Origin of the sequence: Litorilituus sediminis, assembly GCF_004295665.1 — a bacterium.
GTDB lineage: Bacteria > Pseudomonadota > Gammaproteobacteria > Enterobacterales > Alteromonadaceae > Colwellia > Colwellia sediminis.
Window position 1 is genome coordinate 1,388,563 of sequence record NZ_CP034759.1, and the last position, 20,924, is coordinate 1,409,486.

Here is a 20,924-nt window from a genome sequence, read left to right on the forward strand (position 1 = left end):
CGCTTTTTGCGCACATACTGCTTCCATATCTAATGGGTAGTACTCAGTTGCCAACCAAAATATCAAACTAATGTACAGCTACTACCCACGATAAAGTTATTTTTCAAAGTAACTTTGAAACCGAAAACTGTACTCTACAAAAAAGTGATAAACCTAGCACTTACCACTTTGATTAAATTTAAAGCTTATTTAAGACTAGCGCAATTCAGCCGGTACTGCAAATACAATACTTTCTTCTCTGCCTGGGTGTTCTATAACCTCATGACCACCATAAGTTTTTAGTGCTTCAACTACTTGCTTAAATAAGATAGCTGGGGCTGAAGCGCCCGCTGTTACACCAACTTTAGCAACATTCTCTAACCACTGGGTTTCAATATCATCCGCAGTATCAATTAAGTAAGCAGTGACTCCCATTTTTGTCGCGACTTCCCTTAGGCGGTTTGAGTTTGAACTATTTTTTGCCCCGACAACAAGCAATAAATCAACATGTTCAATAATAGAGCGCACTGCATCTTGACGATTTTGTGTGGCATAACAAATATCATCTTTACGCGGCCCTTCTATTAACGGGAATTTGGCTCTCAAGGCATCAATAACTTCGGAAGTATCATCAACTGATAACGTTGTTTGGCTGCAAAAGTATAATTTTTCAGGGTTTTTAACCACTAAATTTTCAACATCTTTAGTCGATTCAACTAAGTAAATACCTGCCGAGTCACTATCATACTGCCCCATAGTGCCTTCAACTTCAGGGTGGCCTGCATGACCGATTAAAATACATTCTATATTTTTGCGACTAACGCGCGACACTTCCATATGTACTTTAGTCACCAAAGGACAGGTTGCATCAAACACTTTTAAGTCTCTGTTTTTTGCCTCTTGACGAACAGCTTTCGAGACACCGTGAGCACTAAAAATTACAGTGCTATCATCTGGTACTTCATCAAGTTCATCAACAAACACCGCACCACGCTCTTTTAGCCCATCAACAACAAACTTATTATGGACAACTTCATGGCGAACATAAATGGGAGCACCAAAAAGATCTAATGCACGATCAACAATACTAATAGCTCTATCTACACCAGCACAAAAGCCTCTTGGATTCGCTAAAATAATTTCCATAATAAAATACCACTACCTAAATAAGTTTGCTTAACTAAACTATAAAATTTCAACAATGTCGATGACAAAAGTAACTGCTTGGCCAGCCAACGGGTGATTAAAATCAACGGTAACTGAGTGGCCTGATACTTCAGTAATGATACCTGGCAGCTCACCGCCTGGTTGGCTAAAAGTTATAATATTGCCAACTTCTGCAGGAACTTCTGCTGTAAACTTATCTTTATCCATATAATGGATATTATCAGGATTTGACTCACCAAAGGCATCGACCGCTTCTAAGGTAAACTCTTTTGACTCACCCGCTGCCATACCTAATAAGTTTGCTTCAAATGCTTTAGAAATACTGTTATCACCTATAACAATTTTAGCAGGTTTGTTATTAACTTTAGTGCTATCAGCTGCAGAGCCATCACTAAGCTTCATGGTAATATGCACTAATATGCTAGAATCATTTTCAACTAATTTATTATCAGTCATTATTCACTTACCTTTGTCTCTTTACCTTTACGTGCTTCTTCACGAAAAGAGTCTAAAATCATCAACGCAGCACCAATAAATATCATAGAGTCTGCAATATTAAAGGCAGGGAAATGATAACCCGCCCAATGAAAGTCTAGAAAATCGATTACATAGCCAAATAAAGCACGATCAATCAAATTACCTAAAGCCCCACTTAACATCAAGGCTAATGCTAAACCAAGCAAGGTTTGCTGCTTTGGCGTTTTACACATCCAAACAATAAATATAATGCTAGCGACTGTGGCAATAACAGTAAAAAACCAGCGTTGCCAACCACCTTGATCAGCTAGAAAGCTAAATGCGGCTCCGGGGTTATGAACATAGGTTAAATTAAAAAATGGCAGCACATTAATTGATTCATATAAATCAAAACTACCAGCAACCCAATGTTTTGTTATTTGATCAACAAGCAAGCACACCAGTGTTAACCACCACCAGCGCATTGCACTATCAGAAATGAATTTACTCAAGGTTATTTTCTCGCCTATAAGTTAAACAAGTCGCCCTACAAACAAAGTAAAGCGACTTAAGAAAGATTAGGCGAACTTGCGCTCTTCACCATCGCCTTCAACATTGGTTACACAACGGCCACATAGATCTTTATAAGTTTCATTGTCACCAATATCTTCAGTTACATGCCAGCAACGCTCACACTTTTCACCTGAAGCCGCAGTAACTTTAACAGCTAAGCCGTCAATATCCGTAGCCATAGCACCTTCTGGAGCACTTTCAACTGAGTCAAGCACCTGAATTGTTGCTTTAGAAGTGATCAAAACAAAGCGTAATTCATCTTCTAACTTAGCTAAGTCATCAGCAAGCTTAGCATTACAATAAAGTGTGACTTCCGCTTCTAATGCTTTGCCTACAACTTTGTCTTTACGCGCTAGCTCTAATGCACGGTTAACTTCACCACGCACCAATAACAGCTGATTCCAATAATCGTTATCAAGGGCTACATCATCAGAAATTTTCGCTAAGCCATCAAACCATACACCAGTAAAGACAAACTCTTCTCTTGCCTCTCCTGCTGGAGCTGGTAACGCCTGCCAAATTTCCTGAGCAGTAAAAGATAAAATAGGCGCCATCCAGCGTGTCATCGCTTCGGCAATTAAATACATAGCCGTTTGACAAGAGCGACGCGCATTACTGTCACTTTTCGCTGTATACTGTCTGTCCTTGATGATATCTAAGTAGAAACCACCTAACTCTGTTGTACAGAAGTTCATTAGCTTATGCACAACCACATGGAATTCATACTCATCGTATGCTTGAACAATTTCTTCTTGTAGACGAGCAGCTTTATCAACTACCCAACGATCAAGTGCCACCATGTCATCTAATGCAACTGAGTGTTGTGCTGGCTCAAAACCGTTTAAGTTAGATAATAAGAAACGTGAAGTATTACGGATACGACGATAAGCATCAGCTTGACGCTTAAATATCTCATCTGACACAGTAATTTCTTGCGTATAGTTAACTGATGCAGTCCATAAACGTAAAATATCCGCACCTAAATTATTGGTAATTTGTGATGGTGTGACCACATTACCTAACGATTTAGACATCTTATGACCATTTACATCAACAGTGAAACCATGAGTAAGCACTTGCTTATATGGTGCCTTACCTGTCATAGCAACAGATGACATCATTGACGACATAAACCAACCACGATGTTGATCTGAGCCTTCAAGGTATAAATCAGCAATTCCGTCAAACTCTTCTCTCGCGTTTACTACAGAGTAATGAGTTGTACCAGAATCAAACCACACATCTAAGGTATCAGGTACTTTGATAAACTCTTTGGCATCATCACCAATTAATTCACTTGCTTCTAAATCAAACCACGCTTGAATACCCGACTGTTCAACACGTTTTGCGACTTCTTCAATCAGCTCAATGCTGCGAGGGTGAAGTGCGCCTGTATCTTTATGAATAAATAATGCAATGGGTACACCCCAGGTACGTTGGCGTGAAATACACCAATCAGGACGCCCTTCCACCATAGACTCAATGCGGCTTTGCCCCCAATCTGGAATCCATTGCGTTTTTTCAATTTCTTTTAATGAGTCAGCACGTAAGTCTTTCTTATCCATGCTAACGAACCACTGCGGCGTAGCGCGGAAAATAATCGGTGTTTTATGGCGCCAGCAATGTGGATATGAATGTTCAAAGGCATGATGATGAATCAAGGCACCTCTTTCTTTTAAAACTTCAACAACACTAGTATTGGCTTTAAAGACATGTTGACCTGCAAATAATGGCGTATCTTCTAAGTAAACACCATTAGCGCCAACAGGGTTAGCAACTTCTAAATCATATTCTTTACCAACAACAAAATCGTCGACACCATGACCTGGCGCGGTATGCACGCAACCAGTACCTGAATCTGTAGTAACATGCTCACCTAAAATAACCGGTACGGTAAAGTCATAAAATGGATGCTGTGCTTGCACTAACTCAAGATCGGCACCTTTACAAAAGCCAAGTGCATGGTATTTATCAATACCGAATCTATCCATACAACTGCTAACTAAATCAGAAGCAAGTATTAAGCGTTGCTTACCTTGCTCACCCTCACATTGAACTAAAGTGTACTCAACCTCAGGGTGTACTGAAATAGCGCGGTTTGCAGGTAATGTCCACGGCGTTGTTGTCCAAATAACTAAACCAATTTCGCCTTCACCTTGATGATTTTCTGGGTGTGAGAACTTACTTGCTACAGCATCATCAGCAACAAACTTAACGTCGATGGCAGGCGATTGTTTGTCTTTATATTCCACTTCAGCTTCAGCTAAAGCACTACCACAATCTGTACACCAATGCACAGGTTTAAAGCCTTGCTGTAAGTGACCATTTTCAGCGATTTTGCCTAAAGCTCGGATAATATTAGCTTCAGTATCAAAATCCATGGTTAAATAAGGCTTTTCCCAATCAGCAAAAATACCTAAACGTTTAAAGTCTTCACGCTGACCGTCTACTTGCTTGATAGCATAGTCACGACATTTTTGACGAAATTCCGCAGCTGAAACTTTATGGCCTGGTTTACCCACCTTTTTCTCAACCATAAGCTCAATTGGTAAACCATGACAATCCCAACCTGGTACATAAGGGGCATTGAAATCAGACAGTGTTTTCGATTTAACAATAATATCTTTTAAAATTTTATTAACCGCATGACCTAAATGAATATTACCGTTCGCATATGGAGGGCCATCATGCAAAATAAATGACTTTTTCCCTTTCTTTGCAGCACGAATTTTGCCGTAAAGATCTTTACTAGCCCAATCTTTGAGCATGTTAGGTTCACGGTTTGCCATATTACCTTTCATGGCAAACGAAGTTGCTGGTAAATTGAGGGTATGTTTGTAATCACTCATTTAAATCATTATCCGTTAATGTTGGATTGCAAGCCTATGGTTACAATCAAATTGAATACCTTATCGGTATATTTTTAAAACTTATCGTTATTTTATTACTTCAATATTAATTTAGCTTGCTCACTATCAGCAGCGATTTGCTCTGTTAATGCTGCTAAGGTATCAAACTTCATAATATTGCGTATTTTTTTCTTAATAATTACTTCAATGCATTGCCCATAAAGCTCAGCATCAAAATCAAAAATATGTACTTCAAGCTGTTGACGTAAACCGGCAACAGTTGGTCTGGCACCAATATTAGCCACACCTGAAAATTGCCCTAAGCTAGTATTCACTTTAACGGCAAAAACACCACTTAGCGGTGAAACACGGCGCTTTAATAAAACATTCGCCGTCGGAAAACCTAACTGCCTGCCTCGTTTGTCACCATGAAAAACCTTACCAACAATAGAGTATTCTCGGCCAAGCATGCTGGTAGCTTCAGACAAGTTATCCTGCTCAAGCGCTTTACGTATTTCTGTGCTACTGATTCGACAATCTGACAGTTTATAACTTGCCGTATCAGTCACACCAAAGTTAAAGACCTTGCCCGCCTCAGATAACATGGCAAAATTGCCGGTGCGATTTTTACCAAAATGAAAATCATCACCAACAATTAAGTGCTTTATACCCAGTTTCTCAACTAACAAGTGCTCAATAAACTGTTCAGCACTTTGGTTAGCAAATTTTCGGGTAAAGTTCACACAAATTAAACGCTCTACACCAAGCTTTTCTAATAAACCGTATTTATCACGCAGTCGACACAGCCTTGCTGGCGCAGTATCAGGAGAAAAAAGCTCTTGCGGTTGCGGCTCAAATACCAAGACTGCTGGCACACAATTTAAGGTGCGCGCTTTATTAACCAGAGCCTGAATCACTCGCTGATGCCCTAAATGAACACCATCAAAGTTACCTATTGTAAGTACACAACCATGATCTTTAGCACGAATATTGTGTATACCGCGAACTAACTGCATTAAATTACTAGATCCTAAATAAGGCGTCGAACAAGCATGATAAATTAAATCGCCGAATTATATACCAGTGCGCGCTAATAATCAGTAGTTCTATGACGATATTTCTGGAATATTTTCTGCTTTTTCAACCTTAAAATCTTTCATTCTAATACCAAGCACGAAAATCATAAGGAAATAGCTGATACAACCTAAAGTGATACATAATACTAATTGTTGTATTTGCTTGAAAAAGCCCATGGCTAACCAATCAGAAAATACTGGAGATGTTAGGTACACTACTAACGCCATAACAGCAGCCGAGAGCACTAGTTTAGCAATAAATATCTTAGTTGCCGTTGATAGCTGAAATACCTCGTCCGCCTTTAACGCTCGATACAACAAAAAAGCATTTAATGTCGCAGATAAAGTTGTCGCCAACGCCAAACCGACATAACCTAAAAACGGCGCTAGCATTAAATTAAATGCCATATTAGCCACCATAGCCTTAATGCCAATTTTTACTGGCGTTTTTGTATCTTGCCTAGCGTAAAAACCCGGTGCTAACACTTTGATAAACATAAAACTTAATAAGCCGGATAAATAAGCAAATAGGGCAAAAGAAACTTGTAGAACATCTTGCTCACTAAACTCTCCGCGCATAAATAACACCATGATAATTGGCTGTGCTAAAACCATTAAACCAGCCAGTGCAGGCCAACCAAATAAACTAATAACGCGAATTCCCCAATCAAGCGTAGCACTAAATTCATGTAGGCTTTGCTTGGCATGCAGCTTAGATAAACTCGGCAGAACTACCGTAGCAATACCAATACCGAATAACCCTAAAGGAAATTCCAACAACCTATCGGCATAATAAAGCCAGCTAATTGAGCCAGTAACTAAAAAGCTAGCAATTAAGGTATCTAATAACAAGTTGATTTGCGTTACAGAAACACCAAACAAGGCTGGAACGATCAATTTACGTACTTTAGTAACACCCTTGCTATGCCAAGCCCAAGTAGGCTTAACTAAAACACCTGCTCGATAAAGAAACGGTAATTGAAAAATAAACTGAACCAGGCCCCCTAAAAATACCCCCCAAGCGAGCGCATGAGCCGGGCTTTGCGTAAAATCAGCACCATAAATTGCCATTAATATAATGGCAATATTAAGTAAAACTGGCGTAAATGCGGCAACAGCAAATCGTCCTAAGGTATTTAGCACTGCGCCTGATAAGGCAGCAAAACTGATAAACCATAAATAAGGAAAGGTAATTTTTAATAAATTAGCGGCTAAATCAAACTTCTGCGCTGCAGAACCATCATTTAACCAATCAACAAACCAGCCAAAGCCAAATAACATAACAAAAACGGGTGAGGCTATCATACCGAACAAGGTCACTAAGGTGACTATCACACCAAGCGTGCCCGAAACTTGCGCGATTAGCCTTCTAGTTTCTGCTAACTGATGCTCATTCACGCTTTCATCTTTCGTATGATACTCACTTAATACCGGAACAAAGGCTTGAGCAAAGGCGCCTTCAGCAAAAAGTCGGCGCAAAAAATTGGGTATTTTATTCGCAAATAAAAATACATCGGCCATAAAGCCCGCGCCCATAACATTGGCAATAACCACATCCCTGACTAAACCAAGCACACGAGAAATCAATGTCATCGCACTGACAATAATGCCTGACTTAATTAACTTTTTACTCAAAAATTAATCCTTAACCTGAAAAAGACAAATAAAATACTATTATGTAATGATTTTACCTATTTAAACAATGTATACTTAGTCCTGTTCACAACATCACATAACAAATTTCTATTTAATGGCTTTTTTTCGTTAAAGCAATTAAAACGTTTGACAAACAGCTAAAAAAAAGGCATATTTCGTCGCCTTAAATTTAAGCTATACAACTATATTTTTTAGGAGTTCACCTTGGCTAACTCAAAGCAAGCTAAGAAGCGCGCAGTACAATCTGAAAAGCGCCGTCAACATAACGCAAGCCGTCGCTCAATGATGCGCACTTTAATCAAAAAAGTAATCGCAGCTATTGAAGCCGGTGACAAAGAAGTTGCAACAAAAGAATTTGCAGCTGCAACACCAATTTTAGACCGTTACGCAAGCAAGGGTCTTATCCATAAAAACAAAGCTGCTCGTAGTAAGAGCCGTTTAAACGCTGCTATCAAAGCGCTTTAATCTTCGTTTTTATTAAAGATATTTAAAAACCAGCTAACTAGCTGGTTTTTTTATGCGCCATATTCAGTGCCATTGTTTTCTCCAAGCGAGTATTGCGCTCTAAGCAAAAATCCCATAGTCTCTAGCCACCTAACTAACAGAGACATGTCATGCTACATTCAAATAAAAATCAAAATAGAAAAAACCTTAGCAAAATTGCCAGTGCTATCTTAATTGCCAGTATTGCTTTATCTGGTTGCAGTGAAACCAGTAATAAGGCCAACAACTCAAGTGCTCAAGCAACAAGCAGTTCACCACAATTACTTCCCGGTTTTGAAAAGAGATTAGATATATATAAAGAAGTGACCTTAAATGCCGATTTAAGCCATTTGAGTGATAAACAAAAAACCATGTTAGCTATGCTTATAGACGCATCTAAAATCATGGACGATTTATTTTGGCTACAAGCTTTTTCTCAAGACAAAAATAGTTACCTTGCCAGCATTAAAGATGAAAAAGTACGCCAATTTGTCGAAATGAACTATGGTCCTTGGGATCGCCTTGATGGTGACAAAATCTTCATGAGTGATGCCAAAGCCAAAAGTTTAGGCGCACAATTTTATCCACAAGACATGAGTAAAGCAGAATTTGAGCAAGCAGAAATAGCAGATAAAACCGGCTTATATTCCATCGTAACTCGTGACAGTGTCGGCAAGCTAACCACAGTTGCTTATTCAGAAAAATACAACGAGCAATTAACCCGAGCCGCTGCTATTTTAGAAGAAGCATCGCAATACGCTGAAGATAAAGAGTTTGCCAATTACTTAGTAATGCGTGCTCAAGCATTACGCACGGATAACTACCAAGCATCAGACTTTGCTTGGATGGATATGAAAAACAACCCAATTGATGTTGTTATCGGCCCAATCGAGAATTATGAAGATCAATTATACGGTTACCGCACAGCTTTTGAGTCATATGTACTAGTTAAAGACTTAGTGTGGAGTGAAAAGCTGGCGAAATATGCCGCTTACCTACCTGAGTTACAAAAAGAATTGCCTGTCGCTAAAAAATACAAATCAGAAGTACCAGGCTCAGATGCAGATCTAAATGCTTATGATGTTATCTACTACGCCGGCCACTCAAATGCGGGTAGTAAAACTATCGCCATCAACCTACCAAACGATGAAGAAGTGCAACTTAAAAAAGGCACACGTAGATTACAGCTAAAAAATGCCATGCAAGCCAAGTTTGATGCCATTATGACTCCGATTGCAGAAACATTAATAGTGCCTGAGCAACGTAAACACGTAACCTTTACTGGTTTCTTTGCTAATACCATGTTCCATGAAGTAGCACACGGGCTTGGCATTAAAAATACCATTAATAATAAAGGCACTGTCCGTCAAGCTTTAAAAGAGCATGCTTCAGCACTCGAAGAAGGCAAAGCTGATATTTTAGGTTTATATATGATCCGCCAACTTTTAGAAAAAGGTGTGATTACTGAAGGCCAACTTGAAGATTACTACACAACCTTTATGGCTGGTATTTTCCGCTCGGTTCGCTTTGGCGCAAGCTCTGCACATGGTAAAGCTAACATGGTTCGCTTTAATTACTTTAAGGAAAAAGGTGCTTTTAGCCGCAACGAGCAAGGGCTTTATAGTGTCGACATGGCTAAAATGTCAGCCGCTATTGACTCATTATCTGAGTTAATCTTAACACTACAAGGTACAGGTGATTACCAAGGTGTTGACGAACTTGTTGCGACCACAGGTATTGTGAGCGCAACCTTAGCAAACGACTTAGCTCGACTAGAAACGGCCAATATCCCTGTAGATATTGTTTTTACTCAAGGTAAGCAAGTTTTAGGACTTTAAGTTTATAACTACCTAGACGCGATCGAAAACGCTACTTTTCAATGAGTAGCGTTTTTTTTACAAAATGCCAACTTTTCTTTAGCACAAAATATAAACAAACCAGAAAAATTTGATTTATATCAACCAACTTCCTTTGGCGATAATTCATACTCGCCGCATAAATACTGTTACGCAAATGTAACCCTGTAACAGTACTTTAATATTCTCTTTTATTTTTCGCCACTCAGGATGTAGCAGCGATAAAAACATAAGTTATACCAAGTTAATTAAGTATTTGATCATTTAGCGAGAATTAAAAGGCTTATAAGCAAGGCGCTAATTGCAAAGAATGGTTATTCCCTTGTTAAAATTAGCAACGCTGGGTATAAGCCTTTTAAACTCGCCCTTTGGGAGTTCAAGAATAACATGATAACTGCACAATATTTATTTGATGTAGAACGACTATATCTTCATAAATCTTGCTTGTTCTAATGCTATTCTTGTAACTCTAAGTGACTAAATATTTAATCAAATTGGTATTAAGCATACATCAGCGGTGCCATAGGGAAGTGAGCATAGTTTATTTCAAACTAACCTTGTAAAAAGATAGACTTTACTATGGCTAAAAGATCTCCCGAAACTCATATTGAAAGAACCTTTTCAGATAACTCTATTTTACTGTCAACCACAGACCTTAAAGGTCGTGTAACTTATGCTAATGATGACTTTTGTCAAATTGCAGGCTTTAGCAAAGACGAACTTCTAGGTCACGGCCACAATATTGTTAGGCATACTGATATGCCTAAAGCTGCTTTTGAAAACTTATGGCAAACTATTAAACAAGGTAAATCTTGGATGGGGCCGGTAAAAAATCACTGCAAAAATGGCGACCATTACTGGGTAAACGCTTATGTAACCCCAATAAAAGATGGACAAGGCAATATATTTGAATACCAGTCAATACGAACTAAACCTAACAGAGAGGTAGTTAATCGAGCTGAAAAAAGCTACCAACAAATTAACTCTCAGCAAGTTCCATTTTGGCAAAAACTCACCAATGTCGATATCACGCGCTATATACAAAATTTACTCATATTCATAACCCTATTTATAATCATTGCGAGCTTGTACACCGAAACACCACACTATGTTAGCCTACCTTTGTTAACACTCAGCTCACTTTGTAGCGCACTATTTTTTTATTGGCGCAAACACTATAAAAAACTTCTCAATAAAGCCGAACAAGTTTTTGATAATTCATTAATGAGCTACTTGTATAGCGGCACTATTGATAAAATCGGCCACATTGATCTTGCCCTAGATATGAGAAAAGCGGAATTAAATGCCATCATAGGTCGAGTAAAAGATCTAAGCGGCAATGTTAATGATATTGCTCAAGAAACAGCAAACAATGGCAATCATGTTGCCACTATGTTGGCCGAGCAAAACATTGAAATTGAACATGTTGCTACAGCAATGGAGCAAATGACCATAGCAATACAAGAAGTCGCCTCATCAGTAACTGGCGCTGCACAAGCCTCTAATCAGGGGAGAGAAATCAGCGAGCAAGGTGTTGCCGCCGTTGATGAAACCATGAGTGCAATCAAAACCCTCTCTATACAGCTTGGTAGCGTTGAAAGTGTTATCAATAAACTAGCTGACGGTAGACATGCTATTGCCACCATATCAGATGAAATAAGCTCAATTGCCGATCAAACCAATTTATTAGCACTTAATGCTGCAATTGAGGCAGCGCGTGCTGGCGAGCAAGGTAGAGGTTTTGCTGTTGTTGCCGAAGAAGTTCGAGCGCTTGCCTTAAGAACACAGCAATCAACTGAAGAAATAAAAACTACCTTAAACCTACTCAACCAAGAATCGAGTCAAGCGGTAGCGGCTATCGATGAAGGTGTAAACCTAGTGACAAATTGCATTAATTTTGCCGAGAATACAGGTGCAAGTTTGGGAAATATCAACACTGAAGTGGATAATATCGCTTCACTTAATCATCAAATTGCCAGCTCAGTAGAAGAGCAATCCGTTGTCGCGCAGCAAGTAAGTAGCAATGCTAATAGCATTCAAACGATTGCCAATCGAGGGGTTAGCCACGGCCATGAAGCCAAACATTTAAGTGAGAACTTATTACACGAATTGACTGTGCTACATAGTCTTATTGTGCAATTTGACAGCAAATAATAACCACATTTACTCACTAGGCTATTGAAAATCCTGACCACTTACCTCATAGTGGTCAGACCTTATAATATAATAAAAACTCATTATGGCTCAATTTGACTATATCATTGTTGGTGCAGGCTCCGCAGGTTGCGTGCTAGCAGATAAACTCTCTGCTTGTGGAAAATATCAAGTCTGTTTAATTGAAGCGGGCAAAAAAGATAACCACTGGAGCATACATGTACCGCTAGGTGTTGTTGAGTTAATGAGAAATAAGGTACTTAACTGGCAATTTAATTCAGCCCCAGAAACAAGCCAAAATAACCGAAAAATATTTAACCCTCGTGGAAAAACCCTAGGTGGTAGTAGCGCAATTAACGCTATGCTCTATGTTAGGGGTCAAAAACAAGACTACGATCACTGGGCAGCGCTTGGCAATCAAGGTTGGGCTTTTGATGATGTGCTCCCTTATTTTAAAGAAAGCCAACATCAAGAGCGTGGCGAGTCTGCTTATCATGGAACTCATGGCCCGCTCAATGTTGCTGACAGTTCAGCCAAGTCTGATATTCATAACGACTTTATTGCAGCCGCCCACAAGGCCGGCTATCAACTGAATGACGATTTTAATGGTGAGCAACAAGAAGGCATAGGCTATTATCAAGTAACGCAAAAAAATGGCAAACGTTGTAGCGCAGCAAAAGCATTCTTAACCCCAAATTTATCCCGCAAAAATTTAACGGTAATCACTCAGGCACAAGTAAATAAAATCCTGATAACCAATAAAGTCGCGACAGGCATTAGTTACAGTAAAAATGGCAGGTTACATGAGCTCAAAGCGGCTAAAGAAGTCATCTTAAGTGCTGGCGCATTTAATTCTCCGCAACTACTCATGCTATCAGGCATTGGTGATAAAACCGAACTTGCTAAACACAATATCCCACTGATACACGAACTTTGCGGCGTTGGCAAAAACTTGCAAGACCATGTCGATGCACTCGTAGTAACAAAGCACGATAATAGTAAGTTACTTGCTTATCGACCTAAAGCTGCTTGGCACTTTTTAAAAAGTTGTAAAGACTATTTTCCTAATTTATTTGGTGGCAATAAAAAAAGAAAAGGCATACTTAGCTCAGTGGTCGCTGATTCAGGCGGCTTTATTAAATCAACGTCTGAGCTCTGCCGACCAGATCTCCAACTTCACTTTATTCCGGCAGCTATGGACAATCATGGCAGAAATCACGCTATGCTATTAAATTACGGTGTTTCTTTGCATGTGTGCTTGTTAAGGCCAAAAAGCAGAGGCTCTGTCACACTATATGATAACAGCCCAAGTAGTGAGCCAAAAATTCACTTAAATATGCTCAGTGAAGTAGACGATCAAAAAACAATGATTTCTGCAGTAAAAATAGCCAGAAATATTCTTAGGCAATCTCCTCTTGGCAAACATAACAAAATTGAAATATTCCCCGGAAGTAACATCAAAGAAGATGATGAAATTTTAGCGTTTCTTAAAGAAAAGGCTAATACCATATACCATCCCGTTGGCACCTGTAAAATGGGCAATGATGATATGGCTGTTGTTGATGCCCAGCTAAAAGTCCATGGTTTACAAAACCTACGTGTTATCGATGCCTCAATCATGCCGACGTTAATCAGCGGTAATACCAACGCACCAACAATCATGATTGCAGCAAAAACAGCGGATGATATTTTACAAGCTGCTAAGCGTTAATTAACTAATATAAGCTATAAAGTTTATATTTGTATTGCTTGCGCTCATCTATTTCATAAGTCCATTCAAGTGCTTTAGTTAGCATTGCTTTATTCTCATCACCCTGACACAGCTCTAAACTGTTCAAATCATTATTTCACTTAATATAAATGCTTGCTTTAGATATTTTATGCAATCCTTGTTCTATATTCATAAAAAATCCGTAATCAATTACTTGATTACGGATTTTGCATACAAGCTTAACTAGCTCAAGCGATCCTGTTTAACATTAGGGCATAGCCTTATCTTTAAACTGTAACGCCTTTATTTAAAATGAAAACTCTTCAGCATCAAGCGACATCATCGCTTCAGCGCCATTTTCAACACAAGCTGCATGCCCACTGGCTCTTGGTAAAATACGCTGAAAATAAAAGCGCGCTGTTTTAATTTTTGCCTGATAAAATGCTTTATCATCATTACCTTGCGCTAACTTATCTTGCGCTACTTTAGCCATTCTCGCCCAAAAATAAGCTAAGGTTAAGTAACCAGAGTACATTAGATAGTCAACTGAGGCGGCGCCAATTTCATCAGGGTTTTGCATCGCTTTAGCCCCTATGGTTTGTGTCATTTTTTGCCAGTCACCACCAAAGCTCATAATAGGTTGAATAAACTCCTGCATAGCATCATTTTCAGCATTTTCTAAACAGAATTTAGTCACTTCACTACCAAACGGTTTCAGAATCTCGCCTTTAGAACCTAAGATCTTACGTGCTAATAAATCGAGTGCCTGGATGCCTGTTGTACCTTCATAAAGGCAACTAATTTTGGTATCTCGCATTAATTGCTCCATACCCCACTCTTTAATGAAGCCATGACCACCAAATACCTGTACGCCATGGCTAGTACATTCTAAACCAAGCTCAGTTAAAAACGCTTTAGCAATAGGCGTTAATAGCGCAAGTTTAGTTTCTGTTTTTGCCTTTTCTTCTGCATCATCACTGGCATGAACTATATCAACCAGCTGTGCAAGGTAAGCAACAAGCGCTCTACCACCTTCAGCAATTGATTTTTGTGTTAATAACATGCGACGAACATCAGGATGAACAATAATTGGATCTGCTGGACCATCAGGATTTTTAACGCCTGAAAGCGAGCGCATTTGCAAACGATCTTGTGCATAGGCTAATGCTCCTTGAAAAGAAGCTTCAGCTGCTGCAACACCTTCGGTAGCAACCCCTAAACGCGCGGCATTCATAAAGGTAAACATACAATTTAATCCGCGATTAATCTCACCAATTAGGTAACCTTTAGCACCATCAAAATTAATAACACAAGTTGCATTAGCATTTATACCCATCTTGTGCTCAATTGAGCCACAAGATACCGCATTGCGTTCAGCCTTCTCACCATCATCAGTAACATTAAATTTAGGCACTATAAACAATGAAATACCTTTACTACCTTCAGGCGAACCCGGAATGCGAGCAATCACAATATGAACGATATTATCTGATAAATCATGCTCACCAGCAGAGATGAAAATCTTAGTACCCGTTAAGGAATAACTACCATCTTCATTAAGCTCAGCTTTGGTGCGCAACATACCTAAATCAGTACCACAGTGTGGCTCAGTTAAACACATAGTACCTGTCCACTGACCTTCAACTAGCTTAGGCATAAACATTTGTTGCTGCTTTTCAGTACCGTGCGCTTCCAAAGTAGCTAACGCGCCATGACTTAATCCAGGATACATGGCAAAACTGTGGTTAGCACTAGAGAAAAACTCAGTAATTGCGGTATTTAATGAATGAGGAAGGCCTTGACCACCAAAGTCGACTTTTTGCGCTAGCGTTGGCCAGCCACCTTCAACAAACTGCTGATAAGCTTCTTTAAAACCATCAGGTGTTGTCACTTCACCATCATGCCAAGTACAACCTTGCTCATCACCAATTTGGTTTATTGGCGCAATTACCTGCTCAGTAAACTTTGCTGCCTCTGATACTATGGCATCAACCATATCCAAACTTGCATCTTCATAGCCTAACTTTTGATAATGGCTGTCACAATCAAGTAATTCTTGCATGACAAACTTTACATCTCTGATCGGTGCTTTATATTCTGGCATGAGTTCTTTCTCCAAAAAGTTACCAGTTGCGAGTACACCACCCTTGACTGGTATGAGGTCTAATTTCAAACGCTTGTTTGATTAAAGCATGTTATCGATAATTTTAAAAGCCTTTACATTAAAAAAGGAGCACTAAATTGCTCCTTTTTCATGCTCTGGCCTTGCTTTAAGCAAGTGCATTTAATGCTAGCTACTAATCTTTTAAAACTCTGCCACTGTAGGTTTAGGGCTATAATCTATTTCTAATTCTACCTGTAACAACTGCTTATTTGCTTTAAGCTGTTTATAAGTAGCTTGTAGATTACCTCCCTTTAGAGGAATTATTCTATAGGTATCTTTAGCGAGCTTTGCCTTAGCTTTTAACTCCACAGGCAGAGTATTTAACTTGGTATTGGCTTTAGTGACAACAACAAAACTACCTTTGACCATGCCATGTTCCGCCATTAAAAAATTAAACAGCTTAGTTCCTTTCGTTACTAAGCCACCGTTATACTCAAACTTTTCACCATTAAATGAGATTGTTTTCTTGCCAACAATAGGCTTTGCCACCTTATTAGCTTTCATCGCGCTATCTCTTACGACAACATCAGGTATTTCTTGTGACTCTTTATTATCCTTACTATCTTGTGCTTGTTCCTTATTAGCTTCAACTGTGCTGCTAGCCTTTTCCGTTGGCATACAAGCAATTAACGAAGTAACTAAGCTAAGCGCTAATGCGTACTGAAGCGCTTTATATGTAGATAAAAGCCCAAACATACATTCTCCATAATTCACCAAATAAAAAATTAAAAAGCCAGCTAAATTAGCTGGCTTTTACATTACATAAGCTTAATGTATTACTTACGGCGGCGAAGTGCAGCCAATGGTAATAACAATAATGCTAACCAACCTGTTGAACCACCAGAAGATTTCTTGGCAGGTTCTACTGGAGCTGGTACATCATTTACTGTTACCGTAGCAGTTTTCACTACAGAATCAGTACCATCAGAAACAGTAACACTAAACTCCAATGTTGTCGCTGCAGATACTTGCGGCGCTGTAAAGCTTAATTCAGCAGTATCTGAACCAGTTAAAGCCACACCACTTGTTGATGTTTCAGCCCAAGTATAGGTTAATTCATCACCGTTTGGATCTGATGCTTCTACAGATAAAGTAACACTACTACCTTCAGTAACAGTTTGTTCACTTACCGCGACATCAACATATGGTAAACGGTTATCACAAGCGACGCTATCACCAGCAATAACATCTGATAAAATACTGGTTTGAATATTGGTAAATGTCATATCATCAATGTACCAACCTGAAGCAAAACCAAATACTGGCTCAGGTACATACGCTGAATCTGTGGCAATACGGAAACGGAACTCTACTTGGTTACCATTTAATGACTCACCAAAGTTGATAGTTTCCCAGCCATAGTTAACACCAGAGAACATAGCACGATCAGCAATAGCCGCTTCTGTCTCCTCTAGACCTGTCTCTGTATAGCCATCGCCTAGGAATTGACCACCCATTTCGGTTACGTCAGCCCAGTCACCACCATTAACACGTACTTCTACTACAGCGCCGTCATAACCACTTTCAATGTTATATAAGTGCCAGAAACTAATGGTATATTCACCGTCATAGCCAACAGACATAGGACGCGTTTGATAAGCAACATCTGAGGTGAAGCTGTTACCTGTTGCTGCAATCATACCATCAGTAGCATCCCATTGATCTAAGCCCCATGTACCTTTAGCCATATCGCCGCCAATGATAATGTTTTCGGCATAGTCGTTCAGACGAGAATATGAGTTAAAGTCATCAGTTTGCGAAGTACCAACTAATTCACGCTCTTCAAAGTCAATATTAGTTACTGTAGCTAGCATGTACTCTTCTGCAACCATGCCATCTTCAAGATCTGGTACAAACTTAAGTACTAACTGATCACCAGTGCCTGATTCATTTAAAGTAAACTCAATTGGCGCACTCGTAGCAGTATCAAACATAGCTACATCACCAATTGTCACTTTACCTTCGTTAGCAAAAGTCACATCGTGGCCACTTTCAACAACTACAGTACCAGTTAAGCCAGTAAGTGCTGAGCTACCAGCATTTTTCACACTAAAGCTAACAGTACCCGTTTCACCTTTATCTAAAATATTATCGTTTGTACAGTAACCAGAAGTTAAACCTTCATAATTTGTATCAAGCATATGACTAGTTACAGCATAGGTATCTAGCTCAGTTTTATAAGATTCGATAGCACCTGCATGATCCACAGCATTACGAGCTGGAGATTCAGCACCTAAGCCCATACCACGCTTAGCAAATGCTGCTAACATTAACTTGTAATCTTCAGGATCATTTGCATAAGCTGCTGCTAAAATAGCATCACGACCTTCGGTGAACGTTGGTGCCATTGGCATCATCTTATAGCCAGCTACTAAGTAATCTTTCATTAAGCTCTTAGCTTCTGCAAAAGTATGACGTTCATCATTTGCCATTGCTACAAATGATTCCCATAACATGTTACCCCAAATTGAACCTGGCGCATGTACCTCTTCAGGGTATAAGCCGATGTCTTCAAATGTTGACGGGTTAATTTCCATATCTGTTGAGTAAGGGTATGGACGAATACCATTTACAAAGCTAGATACATAAGTAATCGCGCCGTAGCCACCTGCGTAGTTCTCATTGCCTGCAACTTGATTATCAGCTTCATCAGAAGCAAGTAATAATGCATGGAAGTCACCGAAACCTTCACCCATTGAACGGGCTTGTACGCTACTTAAACCAGCACCATTACCTACTAAACGGTTACTAATATAGTGACCCCATTCGTGAGCAACAATTGCGTTATCCCATGAACTATCTTTAAATACACGAGATAAATCGTTTTTAAACAACTTCACAGATACTGTTTCATCAGCATCAAGTAAAGCATAGATATCTGCACCAGCATTTTGAGAAACCATCATACTTGGAATGGTAATATCAGGGTTCTCACCTCCCATAGTAATGACATCATCACCATCTTTGTTATTGGCAATGATCACACCAATGGCACCCACTTCTTGGGCATGCATCACTTTATCAACGAAAGCACATGAACCACGATCAATAACCGCGATCTTACCAGCGATATCTGCGCCGTTGATTGCCGGCTCACAGCCATCATTTACAGTCTCAGTACCATCATCTAATCGCACCAAAGTCCCAGTAATGTCGAAAACAGCAGGTCCAAATCCAGCAAAACCTACATGCGCTAAAGAGCCAAGCTCTGCATGTGATGATACTGTCACGCCATAATCAACACCATTAACCGCTTGCGTAGTTTCCCACAGGTACATTTGCATACGTGGTGAGCCACCATCTGCAGGCGTTGACATATTAGCATTATTAAAGCCTGAGTTATCTTGTACTTCAACATTTAGTGCATCACCTTCGACACCACCACGATCATAGTTTAACTCTTGCGCGTTACCAGCTGCTTCATCAAAACCATGATCATAATAATCATCATGTAAATAGTTGGCTAAGTAGAATAAGTTAACAATTGCGGCTTTACGGTTATTCAGTGAATATTCCGCTTCATCTTCGTTATATTTATAATCAAAGGTATTGGCACTGGTGATTTCAGCCATATAGTCGCCATTAGTAAAACCTTGTGGAGCGATTGCATCAACATAGGCGGTCACATTGTTACCTTTAGTCATTGTTGCATCATCTGCCAACCAAGGATCCATTGTACTAATTGGGCCATGGGCAAGAGATACCATAGGTGCATCCATGTAATCAGCCGTTAAGAAAGCTGCTGGATCACTGCCAGCTGGTGCTGGCATAACGTTACCGTGAGGACCATCCCAAGGTTTACCATTTTCTTCGGCATAAACACGGTAGCTAAAGTCTGCAGCATGACTTGATAAATTCTTCTTAAATAAAACTTCACCCGTTGCTGCTGAAACAACATAACCGTACATTTCAGAGTCGCGACTATCAATATCACCAGTTTCAACTTCTACATAGTGCGCAGAAACTAACTTATTTTTGTGTTCAAAAAATACTTTTTTCGCACGAGGTTCGCCAAGAATGATTTTATCTTTAGCTGTATTAGTTACCGAAAATCTTTCGTATTTATCGCCTTTAATGTCAGACTTTGCTGTTAAAGTAACTGAGTTGCTATCACCGCCCATATCAGCAAATACAGCATTAATTGAGGTAATAGAGCTACCAAATTCAGCTTGAGCGTTTTTTAATGAACTCGCGGCTGACTTAGCAACATGACTATTTACAAAGTAACCAGAAGAAGCAACTAAATTAAAGTTGCGATCCATCATAATATTGTATTCACGGTTAAATACTTCAACGCCTGCTATTTCTTGCTTATATTTAGCAATTTTAGCACCACGACCTAAATCGTGAATTTGAGCAAGTACAGGCTTAGCCAGACTTGTATCAGCATCTTTAAGACCCGTTAACTGTTTCATGTAATAGTCGGCAGCGTATTCATTTTGATGCTGTACAGAAAGCGCCCTTACATTGGGTGCAGATGTCCCTTTACTAGCCCACTGAAAAGTATTTGTACCTAATTGAGCATCATATTGATTTCTCATCCCATTAATGGTTGGCTGTTGATTTTGCTTTTTAGCAAAAGTATTAACAGGCATTTTTACTTTTGCTGGAGCATCTAAACCGTATGCTTGATTAAAGTTGGCAGCGACACTTCCTAGTGCTGTAACAGACAGGGCTGCACCAACAAAATTGGCAACCATTGTTCTTTTCATTTTCATGGAGATTCCTCTTTATAGTTATAACTTCAATATTTATGCAGACTTACATCTGTCTTATTATTTTAATGATATTAACCAAGCA

The 20,924-nt window shown here is 39.4% G+C and carries 13 protein-coding genes; 4 read left to right on the top strand and 9 right to left on the bottom strand.

Features of this window, described 5'->3' with window-relative positions:
- Positions 1–195 precede the first annotated feature (195 nt).
- The 6 genes from ispH to murJ form a co-directional block, all read right to left on the bottom strand.
- Complete coding sequence (ispH, locus tag EMK97_RS06245) at positions 196–1,125, bottom strand: 4-hydroxy-3-methylbut-2-enyl diphosphate reductase (RefSeq protein ID WP_130600434.1); 930 nt, start codon at positions 1,123–1,125, stop codon at positions 196–198.
- A gap of 39 nt (positions 1,126–1,164) precedes the next feature.
- Positions 1,165–1,602, bottom strand: coding sequence for an FKBP-type peptidyl-prolyl cis-trans isomerase (gene fkpB, locus EMK97_RS06250; RefSeq protein ID WP_130600436.1), 438 nt, complete (start codon positions 1,600–1,602; stop codon positions 1,165–1,167).
- A complete protein-coding gene (lspA, locus tag EMK97_RS06255) occupies positions 1,602–2,087 on the bottom strand; it encodes a signal peptidase II (protein ID WP_130604397.1) in 486 nt (161 codons plus the stop codon). Before lspA ends, fkpB begins: the two co-directional genes overlap by 1 nt.
- 93 nt (positions 2,088–2,180) lie before the next feature.
- Positions 2,181–5,024, bottom strand: a complete 2,844-nt coding sequence (ileS, locus tag EMK97_RS06260) for an isoleucine--tRNA ligase (RefSeq protein WP_130600438.1) — start codon at positions 5,022–5,024, stop codon at positions 2,181–2,183.
- A gap of 95 nt (positions 5,025–5,119) precedes the next feature.
- Positions 5,120–6,040 carry a bifunctional riboflavin kinase/FAD synthetase gene (ribF, locus tag EMK97_RS06265; RefSeq protein ID WP_130600440.1) on the bottom strand — a complete coding sequence of 307 codons (921 nt, stop codon included), beginning with the start codon at positions 6,038–6,040 and terminating at the stop codon, positions 5,120–5,122.
- 90 nt (positions 6,041–6,130) lie between these two features.
- Positions 6,131–7,735, bottom strand: a complete 1,605-nt coding sequence (gene murJ, locus EMK97_RS06270) for a murein biosynthesis integral membrane protein MurJ (protein ID WP_130600442.1) — start codon at positions 7,733–7,735, stop codon at positions 6,131–6,133.
- Between the two features lie 225 nt (positions 7,736–7,960).
- On the opposite strand from murJ, the gene rpsT reads away from it, so the two are divergent.
- From rpsT to EMK97_RS06290, 4 genes are all read left to right on the top strand, one after another.
- On the top strand, positions 7,961–8,221 hold the full coding sequence (gene rpsT / locus EMK97_RS06275) for a 30S ribosomal protein S20 (RefSeq protein ID WP_130600444.1): 261 nt from the start codon (positions 7,961–7,963) through the stop codon (positions 8,219–8,221).
- Between the two features lie 149 nt (positions 8,222–8,370).
- Positions 8,371–10,077: a dipeptidyl-peptidase 3 family protein gene (locus tag EMK97_RS06280; protein ID WP_130600446.1), complete on the top strand. Its 1,707-nt coding sequence runs from the start codon at positions 8,371–8,373 to the stop codon at positions 10,075–10,077.
- A 597-nt stretch (positions 10,078–10,674) separates the two neighbouring features.
- Positions 10,675–12,249, top strand: coding sequence for a methyl-accepting chemotaxis protein (locus EMK97_RS06285; RefSeq protein WP_130600448.1), 1,575 nt, complete (start codon positions 10,675–10,677; stop codon positions 12,247–12,249).
- 85 nt (positions 12,250–12,334) lie between these two features.
- Positions 12,335–13,960 carry a GMC family oxidoreductase gene (locus EMK97_RS06290; protein WP_130600450.1) on the top strand — a complete coding sequence of 542 codons (1,626 nt, stop codon included), beginning with the start codon at positions 12,335–12,337 and terminating at the stop codon, positions 13,958–13,960.
- Positions 13,961–14,267: 307 nt separating this feature from the next.
- Here the strand turns inward: EMK97_RS06290 and EMK97_RS06295 are convergent, their stop codons facing one another.
- From EMK97_RS06295 to EMK97_RS06305, 3 genes are all read right to left on the bottom strand, one after another.
- Positions 14,268–16,064 (bottom strand): acyl-CoA dehydrogenase C-terminal domain-containing protein, encoded by a 1,797-nt coding sequence (locus EMK97_RS06295; protein ID WP_130600452.1) that lies wholly within the window; start codon positions 16,062–16,064, stop codon positions 14,268–14,270.
- A 201-nt stretch (positions 16,065–16,265) separates the two neighbouring features.
- A complete protein-coding gene (locus tag EMK97_RS06300) occupies positions 16,266–16,820 on the bottom strand; it encodes a hypothetical protein (RefSeq protein WP_130600454.1) in 555 nt (184 codons plus the stop codon).
- 80 nt (positions 16,821–16,900) lie between these two features.
- A complete protein-coding gene (locus EMK97_RS06305) occupies positions 16,901–20,842 on the bottom strand; it encodes a rhombosortase-dependent M36 family metallopeptidase (RefSeq protein ID WP_130600456.1) in 3,942 nt (1,313 codons plus the stop codon).
- Positions 20,843–20,924: the final 82 nt, after the last annotated feature.